The following is a 23,125-nucleotide window of genomic DNA, read 5'->3' on the forward strand; positions in this document are numbered from 1 at the left end:
CCACTTCTTAGCGGTCCGGGCAGTCGGCCGGGCGTGGCGTCTGCTTGCAGCGATCGGCATCCCCGCCGCCGGCATAGCCCTGCACATCGACGAAAATCTGTACTCGCTGCTCGTTATTCTGGCCTGCCGTCGCGGCCTGCGCTGCTTCGGTCGCGGCCGCCGAAGCCGCGTTCGACGCTGCCACCGCGCCCGCATCCACCACTGGCGAGGATACGACGCCGATCGACGTGCCGCCGACCTGGAAGTTGTCGGCATTGGCGACCGCCGCTGCCGCGACGAACAGGTTGCCCGCCACGCGCACGCCGGCGTCGCCCGCGTCCACCGTGCCGCGCGGCGCGATCAGGAACACGTCGGGCGGCGTTATGCCGACGCCGGGCGAGAAGGCGGCGATACCCGCACCTGAAACACCGCCCACTGCGTCCACCTGGCTATAGGCGTTTTCGTCGATCCGCACCACCACCGGCGGGAAGCTTGCCGCGCTCTTCGGACCCTGACCGGCGTTCAGGTCGCCATTGGAGGACCAGAGCGTGATGTCGCCCCCGCCCTGGGTGAAGAGGCGGCTCTGGTTGAGCAAAAGGCTGCCGTCGGTGAAGCTCAGCACCCGGCCGCCGCGCAGCGTGATGATGCCTTCATAGCCGGTCGGAATCGCCGAGATGGTCGACGGGCTCGCCTGGCTGAAGCCCAGCAGCGGGTTGCCATTGGCGCCAAGACCGATGGCGCGGTCGCCCGAATAGAGGCGCGTGCCGTCATAGGTGCGCCGCGCCGCCTGGTCGGAAGTGCGGACGGTCGAGCCGGCGAGAATACGCCCGCCCGGCCCCAGCAGCGCCACATCACCGCCGCGCGCCGTCTGGATCGTCGCGAGGCGCAGGTCGAGATTGCCGGTCAGCACCGTGTCGGACGCGCCCGCTTCGCCGCCTTCCAGATTATTCTCGGTATAGCCCAGCTCCGGCGCGAAGAGCGTGTTCACCGCCCGATAGCCGCGGCTATATTGGAGATAGGAAGGGCCGTCGGGCCGCGACGTCATCTCCAGCTCGTTGAAATAGACATCCTTCAGCAGGAAGCTGCGCTGGCGCAGGTCAGGCAGGGTGACGAAAGCGTCATAGGCCTGCTGCGCAGTGACATTGGTCGAGCCGTAGGTCTGCGTCAGCAGATCGGCGGCGTTCGCCTTCATCCACGCGATCAGCAGCGGGCTGTAGATGGGCTGGGTGCGATCGGCGATCAGATTGCCGTTCACATCCTCCACCTGCACGAACAGATCGTCCGGCAGCGCGTCGGCCTTGGCCGGGTTGAGATAGGTGTCGCGCAGCGCAGCATAGTCCGCGCCCTTGGCGACGCCGAATAGCACCGTCAGGTCCGCGCCGGTTTCGGGCAGCGCCGGGTTCCACTCATTGCCGAGCGACAAGATGCCGCCGCCTACCGACAGGCTGCCGTAGAAATCGATCTCCCCATTCTTCATGCGGCTGGGATCGACCACGGCGGAATTGAGGAACGGCCCCGCATCGCGGCCGGCCTCAAGGAAGAAGGAACCCGGCCCACCGATCACGAAACTATTGCCCTGAAGCGCAGGCAGCGGATCGCCGAAGGTGCCGCCCGGGAGGAAGGCGCGGGTGAGCTGGGTGGTGGCGACGATGTCGCGTCCGGCAGTGACGCGGGTAATGTCGGTGCTGCTGATATTCTGGCTGAACAACATCATGTTGATGATGTCGCGGCCGGCGCTGATCCGGGCCTGCTTGGGCAGCGAGAGGATGAGGTCGAGCGCGTCGCCGCCCGCCGCGATCCGCACCGGCTCCGCGTTGTTCAGGTGGGTGATGGCGCTGTTGTGCAGCGCCGCGCGCTCGGCCGAACTGGTGTCGGGCAGGACGACGGGGAAGTTGAAATCCTGGCCGGCGACGCGGATCGACGGCTCGATGACGCTATAGACCGAGAAATAGCCCGGCAGCTGTCCTGGATCGCGATCCTCCATAGTGATGGTCGCGGTGGTGATGTCTCCCCCGGCGAACAGGCGAAGCTGGCCGGTACTGCTGGGGAAGAGGTTGATCGAGCGGGCGCCGCCAGGCAACGCACGGTCGGCGTTCAGCACCAGATCGCCGGTGACCGACGCGAAGTTGACGGTAGCAGGATAGACGGCGGTTTCCGGCTCGCCGGTGCGGCCGGTCACAACACTGACGCCGCGATCGGCGATGCTGATGCGGCCATTGGCGGTCAGGTCTATCGCCGATGCCGCGGAATAGAAGCCGAAGCTGTTGAGCGGGCTCGTCGGGTCGGTGCCATTGCCACGCGCACCGAGCGCGGCAATGCCCTGAAGCGTGGCTGACCCGCCCACGTCGAAGCGTATCTGCGCGTCGCTCACTCGGACACGCAGCAGGTTGCCGAGGAGGTCTCCGGTCGGCACCGCGCTGAGCGCGCTGCCGGTGCGGATCGACCCGGCGATCGCCAGCGCGCCCTCGCCATGCGCCAGATCGATGGTGCCGCCGGCGAGGTCGCCGCCGGTATTGACCGAAAGGTTGCCGCTGCCCCAGGTGACGAGCGTCCTCACCGCCGCGGCGCCGCTACCGCTGGTCGCATCCGCCGTGGTGACGCTGGACAGCGCCGAGAGGGTCAGGTCGGCAATGTCGCCGCCTGCGTCGAGGTCGATCGACCCGCCGCCAAGCGCGCCGATGCCGGAGGTGAAGAGCTGCGGATTGACCCGCATGTTGACGGTCGTGCCCACCGAGCCGATGCGCCAGGGCTGGTCGCTTGCGCCGATGAAGGAGAAGCCGGCGCTGGTCGCGCGCGCTTCATTGAAGACATCGCGCCGGCCAAGGACGCTGCCGCCCGCGCCGACCGACAGATCGCCGCCACCGGTCAGATAGACCGGATCGGTCACCACCAGCCCGGTGAGCGCACTTTGGTCTCCGCGGCCATAACGGAAGGCGACGGTTTCGACATCGGTCGGGGCAGCCGCGAGATAGGCGGTCGGATCGACCTGATAGCTGGCGCCGGTGGTCATGTCGGTAGCGGTCGTCGCCCGCGTGTCGGCCAGATGCCCCAGCGTATAAACCGCCGTGCCGCCATTCTGATAGGCGGTCGTTCCGACGCGCGTGGTCGTCACCGCCCCATTGGTGAGATCGACATCGCCCGACGCGGCGATCGCGATATTGCCGGTGCCGGTGCGCACCAGCGAGCGGACCGTTGCGGTGATCACATTTTGCGGCGTCCCATCGCTGACGAGGCCGGTCGTCGGATCGAGGACCAGGGCGGTCAGGTCCGTTTCGATCGACGCAAAGAATTGCTCGGCCACGGCCGCGCTGGTGCTGACCGCCGTCGGATTGGTGGCCGCGCCGTCATAGCGATAGGTGCCGGCCGGGCGCGTGCGGAAGAAGGCGATAGCGCGCGCCTTGAGGAAATTGGTGATCGCGCTGAAGCGGCCGGCGGTCAGGTTGATGGTCGAATAGCCGGTCGCGCGCGGACGACGGGGGTCATTGTCGCGCGTGACGAACTCGTCGAGCTGATAGGTGAAGCCGCCATTGGACAACAGCACTTCGTCCGCGACGGTCCCGCCCGAGCGTCCGCCATAGCTATATTGGCGCTCCCCCTCAACCGACACCGTGGCGGATGTCGCGAAATCGGTGCGGAGCGGATCGACCGACGGCGCGCTGGCTTCGCCGCCGCTGGAAAGATCAGCCCCGCCGACAAAGGCGTAGCTCCAGGAGGAAGCGAAGCTGCCGTCCGAGAGCATGGGCATGAGACTGGCGGAGCCGAGCGGATCACCCGCGCCGTCGGTGCCTGCGCCCAGCGCTGCTGCGCCGTTCGCCAGCGGGTTGAACGGCATATCGTTGGGGATTGGGCGCGCCGGCGTCGCGCCGCCAGTGCTCGTCGCGGTGATGCCGCTGAAATTGACCAGCGCGCGCAAGAACTGGGTGGAATTGGTGAAGTTCACGACGCCGCGGCAGCTTTGCGGGCCGAAGCAGCTGAACGGCACGACCACCTGCCGGCCTCCGCCGCCGCCGCCAAGCACCGTGCCGAGATAGTCAGGATCAGTCTGGTCGTAGAAGGTGAAGGTGCCGTCGCTGATCGATCCGGCGATGGCCAGATCGCCGCCCGCGCGCAGCGTCAGCGCACCCGACGCGCCGTAGATGCTGCCGCCAACCCGATAGAGGAAGTCGGCATGATTTTCGAGCAGTTCAGCCTCGCGGCCCGGATTGACGACCAGCTTGCCCGCCAATTCGGTCGAATTGCGGAGAACGCCGGCGGCCAGGGCGCCGTCGACATCGATGTCGGCCGCCGCGAAATTCCAGTTGGAGCGCAGTCGGATGTCGCCACTATAGCTCAGTTCCACGCCCGGCCGCGCGACGAAGGCGGGATCAGTGGCGAGGCCGCCGAGCCCGGCATAGGCAGCGGAAATATCGAAGCCCTGGATGAAGTCGGACAGGGTGCCGGCGCCGCGGCCGGACAGGAAATTGACCGCCCCGCCGGCTGCCTGCGCTGTATCGAGCACCGCCGCGCCATCGCTGATGGTAACGCCGGTAAAGCCGCTGTCTGCCGCCACCGCGCCCAGATCCCAGCGCCTATAGGCTTCCACCGCGATGCCGCGCGCACCCGTCACCGCGCCGCCAAAGGCGATGTTGACGCTATCCGGCCCGTCCTGCTCGATGATCGGCGCGCGCAGGGTCAGCGTGCCGCCCTGGTCGCTGTCGACATAGCTGAACAAGGTCTCGCCATTGCGGATCACCGGCACCAGCCGGTTGCCGGGGCGCAGCGCGCGCACATCGATCTGCGCGCCGCTTGCGACCTCCACCGCGCCGTCGCCATCGGTGCCCAGGATGATGTCGCCTGCGCTCGCCTGCCGCGAGTCGGTCGCGGCATAGCCGTCGGCGCTGGCGTCGATCCGCGCAGTCGCGCCGAGACGCACGCCGCTGCGGCCGTAAAGCGACACGTCGCCGCCATTCACGCCCGATGTGTCGATCGCGCCGTCGATCGCGACCCGGCCGTCCTCCGCTGCCAGCAACAAGCTGGTCGCGCCGAGCTGCCGCCCGCTGCTCAATATGAGGTCGCCCGCGCCTACCCTGATGTCGATCGCGCCGGTAAAGCCCTGGGGCGCCGCAGCGAAAGCGTCGAAATCGAAGCTGCCGCCGCTGTCGATGCCGAGCGATCCGCCACCGTCCCGCGCAGCGCCATTGATCGCGCCGCCAAGCGTCACGAGCCCCGACGCGCGCAACGTCAGGCTGCCGGCGCGGCCTTGCGCGCCGCCCACATCGAGCAGCGTGCCCGCGCCCGTTACGATGTCACCGGTCAGGCTGGTAAGCGAAAGGCGACCACCGCCGGCCGAGACGAAATAGGGATCGGCGTCGTCGCCGAACTGCTTGGCGTAGGACGGCGTTTCCAGAATCGCCCCGTCGCTCACGCTGATGCTGCCGCTCGCCTTGACGTCGAGCAGCCCGGCCGTTGCGCGCAGCCGCGCGCCGCTGATGTCGATCGAGGCCGCACTAAGCGCCAGCTTTGCGCCGGGCGTTCCGTCCGGCAGCGTGGCGCCTGCCGCGCCGTCGATCCGCAGCGCGCCGGTCGTGGCGATGCCGAGCGATGGCAGCGTCGCTTCCACCCCCGGCAGCAGGGTGATGGCCGCATCGGCGATATAGGGCGTAGTGATGGCAATGTCCGCCGCGCCGGCATTGAGGCCGCCGACGCCATCGAAGCGGATGCCCTCGCTCGCGCGCAGCGTCAGCGACCGGCCGAAGCCGTCGAGCCCGAGCGTGCCCGATCCGAAGCCGAGGCTCGCCGTTTCGATCGTCAGCGCGCCCTCGCCGCAGAGGGCCGTGCAGAGCGCGGCGGTTCCGCTGCTGTTCGCCAGCCGCAGCGCGCTGGCCTTGAGCGTCACATCGGCGTCGCCGCCGCCCAGCGTGCCGAAGCCGGCCGCGTCGAAGGTCACTGCGCCGAAGCTGTAGCTGGTGCTGCCAACGCCGGTCGATTCGAAGCGGATCGCGCCGGGCGAGCGGAAGGTCAGCCGGTCGGCGGCGGCGAAGGCGGCGCGCAGGCCGGGCGTGATGACAAGGCCGCTGAGGCCGTCAGAGGACGCCGCGAAGCTGATCTGGGCGGCGTCGAGGGCGAGATTGTCCGCGCCGATTTGTGCATCGGGATCGATGCCGACTTCGCCGGCCGAACTGATGAGCACGGACATGGCGGTAAGGCTTGCCGCGCCAACGATGATGGTCGGCGTCGTGGCGACGGCGTCGCGGTTGATGCGCGTCACGAGCCGCTCCGGCCCGCTCGCCAGGCGCAGGAACGCGCCCTGGCCGGTCATGCCGTCGGCCGATCCGTCGATCAGATAATCGCTGGTCGAGGCGTCGCTGAGAGTCCCGCTCGCGGTTACGACCGCGCCGTCGGACACGCTCAGCGACGAGCCGCTGCCGTCCGTCGCGAACAGCAGTTCGGGCGCGCGAAGCACATGGACGGCATCATTCTCGATGGAAATGCTGGTGGCGCGCACGGCAAGCGACGTGCGCCCGTCGCTGCCCTGGGTGCGGATGCCGCCGATCAGCAGGCTTTCGACGCCGAGCCCGGTCAGCCCGTCGGCGGTCAACTGAATGGGACCGCCATTGCCGGCATCGTCGCTCAATTGCGAGACGATGCGGAAGGCTTGACCGCTGATGTCGGCTTGCGCCCCGCGCCCGCCGCTGCCCGCCTGAGTGGAAAGCGACGCTTCGAGCACCAGCTTGGCGATCGGCTCCAGCACGATGCGTCCGGCATCGAGCGGCGAGCGCGGCAGCGCCAGCCCGTCACGGGTCGCGCGATCGTTGAACGTCTCGGTCGCCGACGTCGTGACGATGTTGGAATATTGGCGGAATGTCGTCGATGTCTGGACCGAGAAGGTGCGCAGCGTCGATTCGCGCTGTCCGGTCGCCGCCGATCCGAAATAGCCGGTGACGATCTGCGACCCGTCCAGCAGCTTTTCGCTGCCGCCGGCGACGGCCTGCGTTCCGGTCTGCTCGACGATGCGCAGACCGCCCGGCAGGATCGCATATTTCGCCGGCAGCAGCGTGTACCAGCCGGGCGTCAGGCCGCTGACGCTGTCGAGATAGACGCTCTGCCCCACCGCCGACGCGCTGTAAATATCGGCATAGTCGGAACCGTAGATCGGGTCGAAAGCCGCGGCGGCCTCGGCGCTGAGGCCCGGCACGATCGCATAGACCTGCCGTCCGTCGGGATAGGCGAGCCCGTCATTGCCGCTGAACGGATCGGCATTGAAGCGGTCGAGCACGTCGCGCGAGCCGCCAGTGCCAGGCACGAATTCATAGGCGAAAACGTCGCCGCCACCGCTGATGTCCACCCCAGCACCCGCGCCGACCGTCACTTCGGTGCCGGCGAGCTTCAGCGTGCCGACCGGCGCGGCGGTCAGCGGGTTGGTGCTGGTGGGGCTGAAATAATATTCGATCTGGTCGGTGGTGGTGCCATAGGGGATGGAAAGCCCCTTGGCCGAGACCGAGGTCGTGCTGCCTGGATCGAGCGTGACCGAGCTAGTCGCCGGCGCGAACCGTCCTTCGCCTGCCGATACAAAGCCGCTGCCCCCGACCAACGTACTGGTCGATCCGAGCGTCAGCGTGCCGAGCGGCGCATAGAGCGCGCCGCCCTGCTCGATTGTCGCGGCCTGGACCAGCAGGTTGGAGCCTGCCGAATAGGGCGTGGTGGCAGATGTGCCGGCGGTGCGGCCGAAGCGGATCAGTCCGTCGTCTGCGGTCGACGCGATCAGGAAGGAGGAGCCGGTGGTCGCATAGGTGCGCGCCGAATTGAGCGTCAGGTCGCCATTGACGACGAGCTGCCCCAGCAGCGAGCTGCTGACCGAGCTGTCGAGGCCAAGGCTGAGTTCGATCGGCACCGCGCCGCTCAGCCGGAGGTCGCCGCTGCTCTCAAGCGTCACGCTGCCGATGCTGCGATCGAACAGCACCGCGCCCCGCAGGTCGAAGGAACTGGCCGAAAAGCGCACGCTGGCCGTGCCCGCCGTGCCTACGCTGGGATCCGCCATCTGCTGCAACAGGCTGGTGAAGCCGATGAACGGCGCCGTGATCGAGAGGTCGCCGGTCGCCGAGACTGTCGGCAGATAGGGGGTGAAGTCCGTGTCGTCGCCGCTGAAGGGACGCGATTCAAGGAAGAAGCCGCGCCCGAGCGACAGCGCCACATTGCCCTGGCTCGCCAGCGATCCATAAGCGATCAGCGTGTCGAAGCCCGACGCGATGATCTGGTCCGCTGCGATCTGGCCTGTGCCGGTCACGTCGGTGGCCGTCTGCACCAGTGTGGGATCGACGAAGCTCAGCGTGCCGCCGCGCGCCACCGTCGCGCCGCCACGGGCATCGATGGTCGCGCCGTTGATCGTCCCGCCGCCGCCGATCGCGAGCGCGCCGCCCGCGCTCCAGACCGCCTGATCCACGTAGCGATTGGCGCTGTTGACGATTTCATAGGTGTCGCTGACGCCGGACAGGTCGATGCTGACGCCTTGGCCTGCATCGATCGCGCGGGCGATCCGCACCGTGTCGAGGGTGATGAGATCGCTCGCATAGACGCCCTCGCCCAGCAATGGCCGATCGAAGGCGTCGCCGGCGTTCAGCAGGGTCGTTGCGGTCGTGAGCGTTCCGCCACCGATGATGGTGCCGGTAGCGCGGATCGCGCTGGTGCCGGCGATAAACGGCGCGCGCGGGTTGCGGATGCTCGCGCCCGACAGGTCGATGCTGCTGCCGGCGGACAGGCGCACGCCTTCGCCCTGGTCCAGCAGGCCGGTCAGGTAGAGCGGGCGTAGCGCAAGTTCGGCATTGGTCAGCACCCGCCCGGCATCGGTCGCCCCCGCCGCGTTCAGCGCGGCTTCGTCGAAACTGCCATCTGCATTGGCGGTGAAGAAGTCGGACAGGCTGCGTCCGCCGAGCGCGCCGGCATAAAGCGAGGGCAGCGCTTCCGACTGGGTGAGGCTGCCGCCGACCAGGCGGATATTGCCCTCATTCCACAATTTGGAAACGGTGAGCGCCGATCCGGCGTCGCCGGTGATGCTGCCGCCCTGTTCGACATGCAGTTCGGTGAGCCCGCCCAGCGTCAGCCCGACGCCAAGCCGGTCATAAGCGTCGCCGGGCACTTGCGGCGTCAGCACCGAATAGAGATCGCCCCCGGTCGCCAGGCCCATGAGCGCGAACTGCGAGTCGGTGGTGAGGATCGGGTTGAAGCGGCTCTGCGTCAAGCGCAGCGTCTCGCCCGCGCCGATCGTCAGTGTCTGGGTCGCCAGCAGCGCATTATAGCCGCCAAGGCCGTTGTTGAAGCGATTCTCGATCAGCGCCGTGCCGTAGGAGGTGATGGCGTAATCGGCAAAGCCGGTCTTCTCGAAAAAGTCGAGCGACAGCCGCGTGCCGCTGTCCACCGCGCCCTCGCCCAGCGAGATGGCGGGCGTTTCCAGCGAGAAAGTGCCGCCGCCGGCAAAGCCATGCGCCTTGATCGCGCCATCGGCGATCGTCACCCGCGCGGTGATCGCGCCGGGGTTTGCGGCCGCGTCGATCGCGGGATGGTTGGTCACGCGGATGCCCGGCACATTGCCGTCGGTTTCAAGGCCGATGATCGGAACCGGCGAAATCTGGAAATAGCTGGTCTGGTTGACGAGGCTGATGTCGCCGCCGCGCGCGCTGGTGTCGACCCGCCCATCGACCGCGACATAGCCGCCGCCCGACACGTCCAGCAAAGCGCTGTCGTTGATGAGGATGCTGCCCGAAATATCGGTGCGCGCCGTGTCGTCGCCGGGGATCGCCGCCGCCACGCGGGGCGCGACGCGCAGGCTGATCGAACCGCCGTCCAGATAGGCCGCGCCGTCGATCAGGCCGCTATTGCCATAGTCATTGGCCCAGCGTCCCCGCGTGGACAGCGTGCCGTTGATCGCGATGTCGAAGCTGCCGGCCGCCGGCAGATCCTCGGCAAAGATCGACCCTTCGGTGATCTGGAGGGTGCGCAGATCGATGCGGCCGCCGAGCGCGGTGACGCTGCCGTCCACGGTGATGGCCCGACCGGCAATGCCGGTGAACGCCCCGCCATCCGCCAGCATGAGGTCCGCGCCGCTCGCAATGCTGATCCCGCCCGACGTCTGGAGCGTTACGTTGCTGAGCCCGGCATCGTTGATGAGGCTGGCGGACAGCTGGATGCGGTCGCGCCGACCCTCGGCCAGCAGGCTGTCGCTGTCGCGGGCTGGAATGACCAGTCCGCCGCTTTCGTCGAACGCAAACGACTGGCCGAAGCTGAGATCGGCTGGCACCGCGTCGATCGCCGCCGCGCGAGTGACGACGATATCGCCCGCGCCGGTCAGCACGTCGTCGGTGAAGCGCGACAGGCCCTGGACATTGAGATAGCCCGAGGCTGGCAGTTCCGAAGGCGCGCCCTGGAGCGCGCGCGTGTCGCCATAGACGCTGGAGGTTGCCGTGCCGACATCGGCATTGGCGCGTTGCAGCGCGCCGGCATAGGCCTGCGCGCTCAGCGTGCCGTCAAAGGCGATGGCCGATCCCTTGAGCGTCAGCGATCCGGCGTCGCGGCCTTCGCTATAGGCGGCCTGCGCGCGGGTGCCGATCAGGACGGGATTGGCATAGGTGGTGGACAGGCCGAAGCGCGGCTGGCTTTCGGTGAAGCCTTCCAGCACGCCGACATAATCGCCATTGGGGTCCGCCGCGCCGATGTCGACGATCTGGCCCGATCGGGTGACAAGCCGGGTGGTCTGCACCGATCCGCCCTCATAGCGCACCCAGCCGCCGCTGATGTCGATCTTCGCGCCGGCCTTGACAATGATGTCCGATGCGTTCGTCGCCGTCGTGCCGCCGAAGCCCGCCACGCCTAGTGTGACATTGCCGCCGCTCGTCATCAGTTCGGACGCGGTGACGCCGACTTGCGCATAATAGCTTGCCGCTTCGATCAGCGGCGACCCGATCCAGCGCACGCCATCTTCACGGACCCCCGACAGACGCGGATCGACCAGCACGGTCGTGCCGTTCAGAAATTCCGCCCGGTAGAGCGGCGTGTCGCGCAGCTCGTTGCCCTTTACCGGCGAAATGCGGATGAGGTTGCGGCTTGCCGGGACGACATAATCCTTGACCCCGCCCACATCGATCGTCGCGCCGCTGTCCACGAACACGCGCGAACGCAGCGCGCCCGCATCGTCGACCAGAAGCCCATCGACCCCCGAGGAAGCGCCGATCGTGACATCCGCGCTGGGCGCCAGCAGCAGGCTGCCGCCGCCAATCTCGATCCGGGAGGTCGCGCTGCCGATCGCGATCTGCGACGTCTTGAAGCTGGAAACCGAATCGGCCGATTGGGGAATGGTCTCCCCGCCGCTGTCCGGGTTCAGCAGGATGAGGCTGCCCGGATCGAGCCTTATGTCGCCCGCCGAAATGCCGATATATCCGTTGCGCGCGACACTGGTGCTCGACTGAAGGATGCCGCTTTGCTGCACGGCGCCGGTTTCCGACGCGCCGAGCGAGACATAGCCGCGCGGGGCGTTCAAAATGCCGCTATTGGTGACATAATCGGCGGCGTCGCCGGTCACGGCCTGGCTGCTGACGATCAGGCCGCGGATGAAGGGGTTGATGCTGGTGCTCGTCCCTTCCGACCGGTCGAGGAAGAAGCGGCGGCCCGATTGCAGGGTGACTTGCCCGTTGGGCGACGTCAGCGTGCCTGCGTTGGCGACGGTTGGGGCCAGGGCGAGAATGAAGCCCGAATCTCCGCTCGTAATCTGCGCGCCCTGCGCGATGCGGATGCCGCCCTCGGTGCCGACCGCATCCGCCATGGGCGAGAAGGTGTAGGCCGAGGTACGCTCGATCGCCGACGCCTGATCGCGGAAGCCGAGCAGGCCGTAGCTTAAAAATTCCTGGTTGCGCTGCGCCAGCGTTAGGGGGCGGCTGACCGATCCCTGGAGCGCGGTGGCGCGGCCGATCTCCATGCTGGAGACCAGCAGCGAGTGGGTGTTGACCTGCGCGGTGGCGCCGAACATCACGCCCGCCTGATTGAGGATCAGGACGGTGCCGTCGGCCTTGATCGATCCCAATATCTGGGTCGGGTCGATCGTTGCGCCGGTGCGCTGGCCGGTCGCGGGGTCGATCTCGCCGACGATGCGGTTGAGCGCCACCCAGTCCTTCTGCGCGACGCCATTGTCCTTCTGGCTGAAGGTAAGCGTGGTGTTCGCGCCGACGTTGAAGCTTTCCCAGGAGAGGATCGCGCGCTTGGCCGTCTGGGTGACGACGACATCGCTTTTGCCGCCCGACACCGTCTCGACCGGGGCGAGCGCGCCCTCCCAGGTCTGATTGCCGGTGAGGTCGGCGGCCGCGCGGACGACCTTGGGCACGGGCATAAGCCCGCCCTTGACGAGACCGTTGGGCACTGCGCCGGCCACTGCCGCGCGGGCGGCGGCCTGCGCCTGCTGGGCGAGGTTGAGCTGCGCGGCGGCCTTCGCCTGATTGGCCTGCGCCGCGGCCAGCGCCTGCTGCTGCGCGGCGGCCAGCGGACCGGCGCTGGTCGGGCGCTGCGGCACGGGGGAGGGGATCGGCGCGCGCACGCCCGCCGCGCCGCGCAGGGCGCCGACCTGGGCCATCGCCGGCATCGCTACGCACATCCCCGCCAGGCTCACCCCGATCAGCAAGCCTGCGCGGTGGCGGTTGCGACTGTCCAGCATCATGCCCTTGTTCACCCTGTTCCGATTGGCTCTGCGCGCGGCTTAGAAGGCCGCGACCAGATCGATCTGCAGCACGTCGATGGCGAGCGGATTGCCGTAGATTTCATTGGCGCTGAGATAGCGGCCAGTGATCCGCAGATTGTCGAACAGCATGTAGTTGCCGGTCACGATATAGCCCTGCGCGTTGGTGCCGCCCAAATGGAAATCGCTGTCGGCCAGGCTGTCGAGCACCGCGTCGGGCTCGATCCGCTTGTAGCCCAGGCCCAGGCTCCATTCGCCGCCCTTGCGCAGCCCCTTGCTGCCGACCCAGCCCTGCACCATCCAGGCCGTGTCGCCGCTATCATAGCTGGCGAGCAGGGGACCGCCATCGACCGAAGTGCTGTTTTCCAGCGCGGCGCAGGGGTTGAAGTTCAGCACGTTGGTCCGCCCGCCGGTGGTCGCCGGAACCGAGACGGTCACGCCGGTCACATTGGTCAGCGGAATACCGAAAGGCTGGTTGGCGCAGATATCCTTGCGGTCGAACACGAGGTTCTTCACATAGCTCCCGTTGATCGAGACGCGGATGTCGTCGCTGACATTGGCGTAGAGCTGGCCAGTGACCTCCAGGACATTATAGTCGCCGACCAGGCCCACAAACTGTGGCTTGGGATAGAAATTGGGGTTGCTCGGATCGGCGACGATCTGGCGCAGATACATGAGCGTGTTGCCGCGAGTGACGAATGCCGGGCGTGTATAGTCGGTCGAGCAGTCGACCTGCCCGACATAGGCAAGGCAGGGCTCGGAAATCTGGCCGCGCACCTTGTAGAAATCGAAATAGCCGACGCCGAGTTTCGCACCGAAATCTTCCGCATTCCACGCAAGCCGGGCCTGGCCGCCGAAAATCCATTTGGACGGCGCATCGGTCTTGTCGAACGCGGTGACCGGGTCGTCGTCGCCCAGCTGCTCGAACGGGAAGGCGCCGCCGGTGACGGCGAGATTGAGGCCGGAACCCAGCCGCCCGCCGCTGTCGAGCGTCATCGCCACGCCGTCGAAATTAATGTCTTCGTCGAAGATGAGATCGCTGACGCCGAAGCGCGAGGGATCGCGGCTGCCCGCCAGCAGAAGATTGGTAAGCGTGGTGTTGGTCCGCTGGCCGCCGCTGACGAAGGGATTGGGCATACGGCCGAAGGTGACGGTCGCGAAATCGGTCGGGCTGATCGCGATGAACGCCTGATCCAACCAGATATTCTTCTTGCCGAAGCCGCCGCCGAGCAGGCCGGTGGTCGATACCGGGCCATTGTCCTGCCCGCTGGCGAGGCGGATGCCCGCGCGCACACCGGGTACCAGATCGGCCTCAATGCCAAGGCGCGCGCGGATCGACAGCTGGCTGATCCGGTCCTCCCGCGTGTTGAGCAGCGGCAGCGTGTTGGCGTCGGCCGTTTCCTGATAGTCGGTCGGACCGTTGAGATTGAACCGCTGGAAGTCGATGAAGTCGTTCGCGTTGGTCCGCGCGAACAGGGCGGACTGGCTACGGAAGCGAACGTCGCCGGTCATCTTCACCCGGCGCACCCAGTCGGGCACATTGCCCGGCGTGGCCCAGCCCTCGGTCTTGGCCTGGGCCAGCACTTCCTGGCGCACCTCGTCGCGGATCTGGTCTTTCACCACCTGCGGCACATAGGGCACGCGCACCGCGCCATCGGCGGGCGGAGGCGGCGGCGCGGCGGCGGCGAGCTTCGCCTGAGCCGCTTGCGCCTCGGTTTCCGCCTGGGCGAGCAGCGCATCGCCGGCCGCCTGGGTGATGACCTTCTGCTCGACCAGCAGGCGGATGAGGTTCACCATCGCATTGGGCGAGGGATCCTGCGCCTGCGCGGGCGAGGCCAGCGCCAACAGCGCGGCCATCGTGCCGGCGCACGTCAGCTTGAGCGCGATTTTTCCGTTCGGCAGGCTCTTCATGTCCGTCCCTCTTTCGCGGCGCGTCCGTTGCGCCGTCCCCTTTAGCTTCTGGTGCCGCGCACGACGGTGCGCTGCGGAAATTGGATGGTCGGCTGCGGCGCGCGCAGCGATGCGACGTTGCGGAGCGAGGCGATCACCTTCTGGTCGAGCGCATTGTCGCCAGTGCCGTCCACCGCTTCGGCGCGGGTGACGCGGCCGTTGGCGTCGACCCAGATCAGCACCGTCATGGTGAAGCGCTCGCGGTTTATCGCCTTGTCCCGCCGCAGCGCGTTCTGCAGCGCGCTGCTCAGATATTGGCGGTAGAATGTGTCGCTGATGCCGCCTCCGCCGCCGGTGCCGCGCCCGCAATTGGGGCCGACGCAGGTGCCGGTGCTGCCGGGGCTGCCCATGCCGCCGCCGCTGCCCGCCTGCATCCCGAACGCGTCGGAGCCGGCGGAGGCGGGCGCGTTGATGCTCATCGGCGCGGGCGCTTGAGGCGTCGGATCAGGCGCGGGCGAAGGCGTCGGATCGGGCGTCGGCGCTTCGGTCGGCTCGGGCGGCTTGATCTCGTCGGGCGGTGGCGGGGGCGGCGGAGGTGGCGGCGGCAGCAGATCGACCGTCGGTGCGGTCTGCGGCGGCCGGGCGACGCCGGTGCGGTTGTCCATGCCCGACCAGACCCACAGGCCCAGCGACACAAACAGCAGCAGCACGACCGCCGGCACCGTGAAACGGCGCACGCTGGCCATCGCGCTGGTGCTCTCGCTACTGTCTGCCTGGCTCACCATCTGGCTCGTCCCGCCCCCCGCGCCGGCCGTCAGTTCTGCTTGCCGGTGGCAAGCCCGACCTTGTTCAGCTCCAGCGTGCGGAGCAGGTCGAGCACTTCCATGACCTTGGCATATTGCACCACCTGGTCGCCCTTCAGCACGATCGGCACGTCGGGATTTGTCGCCTTTTCGGTGCGCAATCGCGCTTCCAGCTCCGCCAGCGTCACCGGATAGGCGTCCATGAAAATCTGGCCCTGGTCGTTCACGGTTATCGCGATCGTCTTGGGCTTGGCGAGGTTCGCCGCGCTGCTCGCCTTGGGCAGATCGACCTTGATCCCCTGCACGCTGGCCGTGGTCATGATGATGAAGATCACCAGCAGCACGAAGGTGAGGTCCACCATCGGCGTGATGTTGATCTCGTTATAGGCTTTGCGTCCGCCACCGACGTCCATGATGCGTCTCCTTGTACCGTGCGCTTATTCGGCGGCCTGCGGCAGGTCGCCCGACAGGGGCTGCTGCGGCGGGTTCATATGATGATGGGTTTCGGCCAGGCGGGTAATCAGCCGGTCGACGAAGACGCGCATCTCGTTGGCGATCGTCACCACCTGCGCGTTCAGATAATTGTAGCCGAAGAGCGAGGGGATCGCGACGCCAAGGCCCGCGACGGTCGCCAGCAGCGCGGCGGCGATACCGGGTGCGATCGCGTTGATGTTGACGTCGCCGGCGGCGGCCACTTCGCCGAACACCAGCATCACGCCCAGCACCGTGCCGAGCAGCCCGATGAACGGCCCGCCCGAAATCGCGATGGTCAGCAGCACCATCCATTTGTCGAGCTTCTCGTTCTGGAACACCTGCTCGGCATCGACCGAAGCGCGCATCGCCTCGATCGTTTCGGCGGACAGACCCTTCTTCTTGATCTGCATCCCCTTGCGATGCTCAAGCTCCTCCATGCCGACGTCGTACAGCGCCTTGAGCGGCGCTTTCTCGATCAGCGCGCGCTCCTTGGCGTCGATGCCCTCGATCCGGTCGAAGGGCACGAGATCGTCGAGCCGGCGAAAGCGCTTCATGAAGGCGGCATTGGCCTTCATGGCGAGGCGGAGATAAGCGGACTTGGCGTACATCACCCAGATGGCGATCACGAGCATCACCATCAGGATGGCGATGACGACCCAGGCGTCGAACGGCGTATTCTGAACGATCGTCAGCATCGGGCTGTGCCCGCCGCCCTGCTTCTCGTCCGCGCCGAAGGTCACGAGCTTGTCGCCCGGCCCTTCATTCTTGGCGTCGACCAGGATCGCGGCCGGCGACCGGCCGACCTTGGAAATGCGCACCTCGTCCATTTCGCCGACGAAGCCAGCGCCGAGCGCGATCGGACCCGCCTGCGCCGGGAGAGCCGCCGAAGCAGCGCCGGCTTCGACGCCGTTGACATAGAGGCGCACGATCTTGCCATCGGCGGCAAGCGCGAGATGCGACCAGTCGCCCTGCTTGAGCGCAGCATTGGCCTTGAGCTGCGCGCCGCCCGCGACGACGGCAGGCACGCCCGCCATCAGCGCGATGGTGAGGCCGCCACGGCCGTAGATGGTCGCTTGCTCCGGCAGCTGGTCGGGCTTGACCCAAGCGGAGAAGGTGAAGCCGCTGCCGGCGGGGATCGCCAGCGACGGCGAGTCGGCGATGGTCAGCGGCACATTGCCGGGGAAGCGGCCGCCGCGCGCGATGATCGCCGCGTCGTTGACGCCGGCGGGCGCGGCCTGGCTAGCATTCTTGTTCGCGGTCGCGTCGCTCACCGGCTGGCCGGGATTGTCGCTGAAATGATAGACCGCGGCATAATCGGCGTCGAACGATCCGGGGATATCCTGCCCCACCGGCGCATTCTTGTTGCCATAATAGAGGTGGATGTCCTGCTTCTCGCCGCCATTGAGGTTCGGCACGCTGACCCAGATGATCGCGATCTGATTCTGCGCGTCATATTTCTCGATGTGGAAGGGCAGCGGCGTCTTGTCGTCGGCGGCGGTGAAGCGAAGGTCCGCGCCATTGTCCAGACTGTCGGAAAAGCCGAAATTGCCGCTGTGCAGCCGCACCAGCACCAGGCTGCGGCCGACCGCGCCGGGCACGTTCATGCCCGACGCCGTGGTGTCGAGCGTGATGACCTTGCGATAAGGCCAGTCCTTTTCCCACCAGCCGCCTTCGGCCATGGCCGGCGCGGCCACCGCCATGCTCAGCATCAATGCTGCAAGCCAGGATCCAATGCGCATCGTCTTTGCTCCCCCGGTGCGTCCGCCAGAACGCGCCATCAATATTCCGCCTTCACGCTGAAAGTGGCGAAGGGCCCGTTGCCCCGCACCGACATTTCGATCGGCCAGGCCAGCGCCGCCTCGCCGCTCAGATATTTGAAGAATTGGAAGCGCGTGCCGACGCCCGCGCTGAACAGGTTGAAGCTGTCATTGGCGCCGCTCGCGGGATCGCGCACGCGGATATAAGCGGCGTCGGTGAAGCCGTAGAAGCGCCATTCGTCGACGAACCCGCCCAGCCATTTGCCCAGCGAGGGCGTGCGCAGCTCGATCGTGCCGTTGAGGCCGTCGTCGCCTACCGCTTCGGACTGATAATAGCCCCGCACCGATGACAGGCCGCCGGCGGCGAACTGCTCGTTGGAAATGAGCGGGCTGTCCGCCAACTGGCCCGACAGGCGCAGGAAGACCGCGATGTCGTTCTTGAACGCATGGGTATAGTCCGCGTCCAGGTTGAAATGGACGAAATTGGGCCGGGCATCCAGGCTGCCGCGTTTGTTGCCGAACACCGGATAGGCCTGGCCGTTGATGTCGATCACATCCTTGCCGAAGCCGCGCAGGCCCGCGGTCGCGCTGACGCTGGCGTTCAGCGTATCGGCGTCGCCCACAAACCCGACCGTGTAGGAGGCCACGCCCGCCACATAATCGATCGGGGTGCGGATCTGCTCCGCTACGTCGGGGATCGTGATGGTTTCCTTGAAATTCTTGTAGTCGAAGCCGAAATTCGCCGAGCCGAACCAGCCCTTCGCCTTGAACGGTGTGGTGACGATGCCACGCAGGCCCACCGCATAGCCATCGCCCAGCACGTTGGTGCCGCCCAGCGAGGCGATGTTGCTGTTCGACTTGTAGCCGTAGAGCAGCAGCGACCAGCGGCTATTTTCGAACGGCGCGAGATAGGAGCCGGAATAGACTTCCAGATTCTCCTTGTTCTGCGGCGCGACCAGATAGGTGGCGGTCAGTTGATGACCGAGACCCCAAAGGTCGGTGTGGCGCAGGCTGCCGAGCAGGCGCAGCGGGCGCGTGCCCTGGCTATAATCGTTGCTGAGCTGGACCGTCGCGTGCAGCGGCAGGCTGTCCTCGACATTGAGTTCGACATTGATCGTCCCCGGCGTCTCGCCCGGCTCGATCAGCGGCGTGACCTGCCGGTTGGGGAAGCGGTTGGCCTCTTTCAGCTCCGCCTCGGTCTGGGTGAGGTTGGGCGACTGGCCGGGCTGGAGCGAGGGGAAGCGGCGCTGAATATCCTGCGCGCTCGCATGTTTGGCGCCGGTCACCTTGACCGCGCCCAATTTCGCCTCGGTCACCTGAAGCGCCAGCACGCCGGAGGTCAGCCCCTGTTCGGCGACCTGCACGACGACCGACTGATAGCCCTTGGCATGATAGGCTTTTTCAAGCGCGGCGCGGGCGGACTCGACATCGGCGGTGGTGCGGCCGGGGCCGAGATAGGGATAGACGGCGCGCTCGATCGCGTCCTGGTTCAGCAGGCTGTTTCCGAGCACGTCATAAGCCATGATGTCGAAGCTGTCGGACGCGACCGGGGCGGCGGCGGTCGTTTCCGACTCCTGCTGCGCCGCAACGACCGAATCGCCCGCCTGCGGCATCGCCGCCGCCAGCACGATGGTGCTAAGCCCCGCCAGTAACGGCATAAAACCCCGATATCAAAAGCCGGCGAACCGGCACCCCACAGCACCCCCACAAGGACGCGCGGTCTGATTAGGAGCCAAATGCTATAGTTTTAAGACAGTTTACCGCATCCGCGAAATTCGCTGTTTTCAATGGCTTTACAGAGCGATCCGTCGCAGATGCCGCGATTCTGACATAAAAGGTTCATCAATCGCGCGTTTGGCCGTCATCGATTCGTCGGGGGACGGCCAATGACGCATGCAGGGCCAAAGATCGGAGCGGCCGCAGGAGCGCTGCTGCTTATCCTGATCGCCCGGCATCCGGCGAACGCGACGCTGCCGCCATCGTCCATCGCCGCGCCACTCGGCGCAGACGCAGCGAATCCGGCCGCCGAACGGACATGCCTCACCACCGCCATCTATTATGAGAGCGCGCATGAACCCGAAGCCGGGCAGGAAGCGGTCGCGCGCGTCATCCTCAACCGCACCCGCCAGCGCGACTATCCCGCGACCATATGCGGCGTCGTGTGGCAGGGCCATGCGCGCGCCACCGGATGCCAGTTCAGCTTCACCTGCGACGGATCGCTGCGCCGTCGCCCGGTCGCGGACCTGTGGGACAAGGCGGAGCAGGTCGCCCGGCGGATGCTGGCGCTCGACCGGCAAGGGCAAGGGGCCGAGGCGGAGCCGCTGCTCAACTATCATGCCGACTATGTCGCGCCCGGCTGGCGGCTGGGCCTGATGCGCAAGCAGAAGATCGGCCGGCACATTTTTTACGCGCGCAAGGCGGAGGGGCGTGCGGCGACGCGCGATATGCCGACAGCGGATGCCGCGGCGCCGCCGGTCGCCGAGCCGAGCATCTGGGGCATCAACCTGGCGGCTGCCGCAAGCGATCGTCAGGCGATCGGGGGCGGCAAAGGTCTTTGACGGCCGTCCCGCTGAACGGAGCGGACCCCGCGTTCAGCCTATAGTCCGCAATATATCCTGCGCCTCCGGGCGATCGAGCCAGTCCGGGCTGACGGTCAGCGCCTGGATGCTGCGGTCTGCACGGACATGGAGGATAGCGGGCTGGGGCAGTTCCCACGCCCCAGTACCGGTCACTTCGCCGATCCAGCCCGCGGGCGGCGGCGTCGGCCTGTCATCGGGCTCGAAAGCGATGCCGATGTGGCGTGCGAGTTGATTATCGCTGTCGGTCGCGACGAAGAAGGGGAGGCCGTGCCGGGTCTTGATCTCGCGCAGGCGATCGGGCCGTTGCGGGCTGAGCGCGACCAGCGGGATGTTGCGCTGGCGCAGTTCCGGCCAGAGCGCTTCCGCATAATAGGGCAGCGCGATGTTGCAGGCGGGGCAGCCGGCGAAGCGGAAGAAGATGAAGAGCGCGGAGCCGCCTTCCGTCAGGCCATCGAGCGTCAGTTCCTCGCCATCGACTTCGGGGAAAGCGAAGTCGGGCAATATGTCACCCCGCTGAGCGATGGCGGCGGGATCGAACCGCTCGGTCAGCAGCCGGCGCTGGCGGGCATTGGCTTCGAGTTGCGCGGCGGGCCAGCTGCGCTCGCGCTCGGCCTGAAGCGCGGCATAGCGGGTCGTGAGAGGTTCGGTGAGGATAGTCGCCATCATCGTCTCCTTGGCTGTTGAGGCATGATGGCCGCCCGCGCGCCGCGCCGCCAATGAGAGTTGGCAACGCGGCGGCGATGATTTGTCATAGGTTCAGGCGGCGTCCAGCCGTGCTGGCTCCCGGCGGTGGCGGCTGGCCAGAATGGGGAGGCCTAGATTGGCGCGCAGCGTAGCGCCTTCATAATCGGTGCGGAACAGGCCGCGCTCTTGCAGGATCGGCACCACTTGGCTCGTGAAGCGGGTGAATTGTTCGGGATGGCCGAGATGGACGTTGAGGCCGTCGAGCGCCCGCCCCTCGAACCAGCGCTGAATTTCGTTCGCCACGGTTTCGGGCGATCCGACGAAGGGGCTACCGCGCCCGGCGCGGGCCTTTTCTACCGCCTGCCGCAGCGTCCAGCCCTGCGCGACCGCTTCGTCGGTGATGCGCTTGGCATGGGTGTAGAAGCTGCTTTTCGCGGCCTCCAGCGCCTCCGCCGGGAAGGGCGCGTCGGGATCGTAGCGGCGGAAATCATGCCAGCCGAAGGGACGGCCGAATTCGGCCAGCGCCTGGTCGAAGCTCTGGTCCAGTTCGCGATAGCGGCGCTGAATGTCTTGCGCTTCCGCGTCGGTGTCGCCGACATAGAGGAAGAAGCCGGGGAGGATCACGATCTCGTCGGGGTTTCGGCCGAGGCGGGCGGCGCGGCCTTTGAGGTCGGCGTAGAAGGACTGGCCCTGCTCGATCGTGGCGGCGTGGGTGAAGATGGCGTCGGCGATATTCGCGCCGAGATCGCGGCCCTGATCGCTGTCGCCCGCCTGAAAGATGACCGGCTCGCCCTGCGGCGAGCGCTGGATGTTGAGTGGCCCTGCCACCTGGAAGAATTCGCCGCGATGGTCGAGGCGGTGCAGCCGGTCGGGATCGAGGAACTGGCCGGTCGCCCGGTCGCGGACCAATGCGCCTTCCTCCCAGCTCGACCAGAGGCCGCGCGCCACGTCCAGGAACTCGACGGCACGGCGGTAGCGTGTGTCATAATCGAAATGTTCGGGCAGGCTGAAATTGCTGGCGGTGCCCGCGTCGCCGCTGGTGACGACGTTCCAGCCGGCCCGCCCCTTGCTGATGAGGTCAAGCGAGGCGAGGCGGCGGGCAAGGCCGAAGGGGTCGTTGTAAGAGGTCGTGAAGGTGCCGACGAGGCCGATATGCTTCGTCGCCACCGCGAGCGCCGACAGGAGGGTGAGCGGTTCCAGCCGGTTGAGATAATGGGGCGGCGAATGGGGCGTGATGAACTGGCTGTCGACGATGAAGACGAGGTCGAACTTCGCCGCCTCTGCCTGACGCACGATGTCGATGGTCCAGTCGATATTGACGCTGGCGTCGACCGGAATGTCGGTGTCGAGCCAGCGGTTGCTGTCGCCGGGGCCGCCCACCCCGGTCGGGACGAGGCCGAGCTTCAATTGCCGCTTGGTCATGGCCTGGGTTTCAGGCGTCGAAGCCGGGGGACTGGCGCTGCGCCTTGCGGAGCGCGGCTTCCCAGACGAGATCATAATGCGACTTGCCGCCCTCGACGGGCTTGCGTTCCCGGCCGATCTGGCGGCGCACTTCCTCCTGCGCGGCTTCGGGCGCGATCAGCACCTTGTCGCGGCCCACCGTGAGCGTGCGGACCTGCGCCTTGCAGGCTTCCTCCAGATGATAGATGCCGCTGAATGCTTCGCCCGGTGACGCACCCAGGGCCAAAGTGCCATGGTTGCGGAGCAGCATAACCTTCGTATCGCCAAGATCGGCAACCAGCCGCTCGCGCTCGTCGAGGTTGAGCGCCACCCCTTCATAGGCATGATAGGAGAGGCGCGGGATGAGACCGAGCGCGCGCTGGTTTAAGGGCAGCAGCCCTTCGGCATGGGCGGAGACCGCCATGCCGTCCGCGCTGTGGAAATGGGCGACATAATGCGCGTCCTCTCGCGCGCCGTGGATCGCGGAGTGGATCACATAGCCGGCATAGTTGATGCCGTAATCGCTGTCCCCTATGATATTGCCGTCGAGATCGACCTTGACCAGGCTGGACGCGGTGATCTCGTCGAACATCAGGCCGAAGGGGTTGATGAGGAAATGATGGTCCGGCCCCGGCACCCGCGCGGAGATGTGGGTGTAAATGAAATCATCCCAGCCATAGAGGGCCGAGAGGCGGTAGAAGGCGGCGAGATCGACGCGGACCTTCCACTCGGCCTCGCTGATGCCGCTGTGGCGGAACCGGTCGTCCTTCAACACTGTAGCCATGGCGATGCTCCTTTGGGCGGAATAGTAAGCGGGCGGCAGGGGGC

10 protein-coding genes are annotated in these 23,125 nt (G+C 67.0%); 1 reads left to right on the forward strand and 9 read right to left on the reverse strand.

What is annotated here, in order from left to right:
• Nucleotides 1–7: 7 nt before the first annotated feature.
• Genes V2B31_RS18255 through V2B31_RS18280 form a run of 6 tightly spaced genes read right to left on the reverse strand, consistent with a single transcriptional unit; the run spans nucleotide 8 to nucleotide 19,252 of the window.
• Entirely contained in the window at nucleotides 8–12,664 is a 12,657-nt protein-coding gene (locus V2B31_RS18255) for a filamentous haemagglutinin family protein (RefSeq protein WP_328281262.1), read from the reverse strand.
• A gap of 27 nt (nucleotides 12,665–12,691) precedes the next feature.
• The gene (locus tag V2B31_RS18260) at nucleotides 12,692–14,581 is read right to left on the reverse strand and encodes a putative porin (RefSeq protein ID WP_328281266.1); all 1,890 of its coding nucleotides are present in this window, start codon (nucleotides 14,579–14,581) and stop codon (nucleotides 12,692–12,694) included.
• Between the two features lie 41 nt (nucleotides 14,582–14,622).
• Entirely contained in the window at nucleotides 14,623–15,345 is a 723-nt protein-coding gene (locus tag V2B31_RS18265; protein WP_328281271.1) for an energy transducer TonB family protein, read from the reverse strand.
• A gap of 29 nt (nucleotides 15,346–15,374) precedes the next feature.
• Nucleotides 15,375–15,776 (reverse strand): ExbD/TolR family protein, encoded by a 402-nt coding sequence (locus tag V2B31_RS18270; protein ID WP_328281275.1) that lies wholly within the window; start codon nucleotides 15,774–15,776, stop codon nucleotides 15,375–15,377.
• Nucleotides 15,777–15,800: 24 nt separating this feature from the next.
• The gene (locus V2B31_RS18275; protein WP_328281279.1) at nucleotides 15,801–17,576 is read right to left on the reverse strand and encodes a DUF2341 domain-containing protein; all 1,776 of its coding nucleotides are present in this window, start codon (nucleotides 17,574–17,576) and stop codon (nucleotides 15,801–15,803) included.
• Between the two features lie 38 nt (nucleotides 17,577–17,614).
• The gene (locus V2B31_RS18280; RefSeq protein ID WP_328281284.1) at nucleotides 17,615–19,252 is read right to left on the reverse strand and encodes a ShlB/FhaC/HecB family hemolysin secretion/activation protein; all 1,638 of its coding nucleotides are present in this window, start codon (nucleotides 19,250–19,252) and stop codon (nucleotides 17,615–17,617) included.
• A 228-nt stretch (nucleotides 19,253–19,480) separates the two neighbouring features.
• Between V2B31_RS18280 and V2B31_RS18285 the strand changes: the two genes are divergently transcribed.
• Nucleotides 19,481–20,152 (forward strand): cell wall hydrolase, encoded by a 672-nt coding sequence (locus V2B31_RS18285; RefSeq protein WP_328281287.1) that lies wholly within the window; start codon nucleotides 19,481–19,483, stop codon nucleotides 20,150–20,152.
• 33 nt (nucleotides 20,153–20,185) lie between these two features.
• Here V2B31_RS18285 and V2B31_RS18290 read toward each other — a convergent pair whose 3' ends face one another.
• From V2B31_RS18290 to V2B31_RS18300, 3 genes are all read right to left on the reverse strand, one after another.
• Nucleotides 20,186–20,836, reverse strand: coding sequence for a peroxiredoxin-like family protein (locus V2B31_RS18290; RefSeq protein WP_328281495.1), 651 nt, complete (start codon nucleotides 20,834–20,836; stop codon nucleotides 20,186–20,188).
• A 93-nt stretch (nucleotides 20,837–20,929) separates the two neighbouring features.
• Complete coding sequence (locus V2B31_RS18295; protein WP_328281291.1) at nucleotides 20,930–22,279, reverse strand: LLM class flavin-dependent oxidoreductase; 1,350 nt, start codon at nucleotides 22,277–22,279, stop codon at nucleotides 20,930–20,932.
• A 10-nt stretch (nucleotides 22,280–22,289) separates the two neighbouring features.
• A complete protein-coding gene (locus V2B31_RS18300) occupies nucleotides 22,290–23,081 on the reverse strand; it encodes a class II aldolase/adducin family protein (RefSeq protein WP_328281295.1) in 792 nt (263 codons plus the stop codon).
• Nucleotides 23,082–23,125 lie beyond the last annotated feature (44 nt).

It is taken from the genome of Sphingobium sp. (assembly GCF_036170395.1).
GTDB lineage: Bacteria > Pseudomonadota > Alphaproteobacteria > Sphingomonadales > Sphingomonadaceae > Sphingobium.

Excerpts from the sequence above, each read along its gene's own strand:
- V2B31_RS18265 (WP_328281271.1), bottom strand. The coding sequence starts at position 15,345 with ATGGTGAGCCAGGCAGACAGTAGCGAGAGCACCAGCGCGATGGCCAGC.
- V2B31_RS18275 (WP_328281279.1), bottom strand. The coding sequence starts at position 17,576 with ATGCGCATTGGATCCTGGCTTGCAGCATTGATGCTGAGCATGGCGGTG.
- V2B31_RS18295 (WP_328281291.1), bottom strand. The coding sequence starts at position 22,279 with ATGACCAAGCGGCAATTGAAGCTCGGCCTCGTCCCGACCGGGGTGGGC.
- V2B31_RS18290 (WP_328281495.1), bottom strand. The coding sequence starts at position 20,836 with ATGGCGACTATCCTCACCGAACCTCTCACGACCCGCTATGCCGCGCTT.
- V2B31_RS18270 (WP_328281275.1), bottom strand. The coding sequence starts at position 15,776 with ATGGACGTCGGTGGCGGACGCAAAGCCTATAACGAGATCAACATCACG.
- V2B31_RS18260 (WP_328281266.1), bottom strand. The coding sequence starts at position 14,581 with ATGAAGAGCCTGCCGAACGGAAAAATCGCGCTCAAGCTGACGTGCGCC.
- V2B31_RS18300 (WP_328281295.1), bottom strand. The coding sequence starts at position 23,081 with ATGGCTACAGTGTTGAAGGACGACCGGTTCCGCCACAGCGGCATCAGC.
- V2B31_RS18280 (WP_328281284.1), bottom strand. The coding sequence starts at position 19,252 with ATGCCGTTACTGGCGGGGCTTAGCACCATCGTGCTGGCGGCGGCGATG.
- V2B31_RS18285 (WP_328281287.1), top strand. The coding sequence starts at position 19,481 with ATGACGCATGCAGGGCCAAAGATCGGAGCGGCCGCAGGAGCGCTGCTG.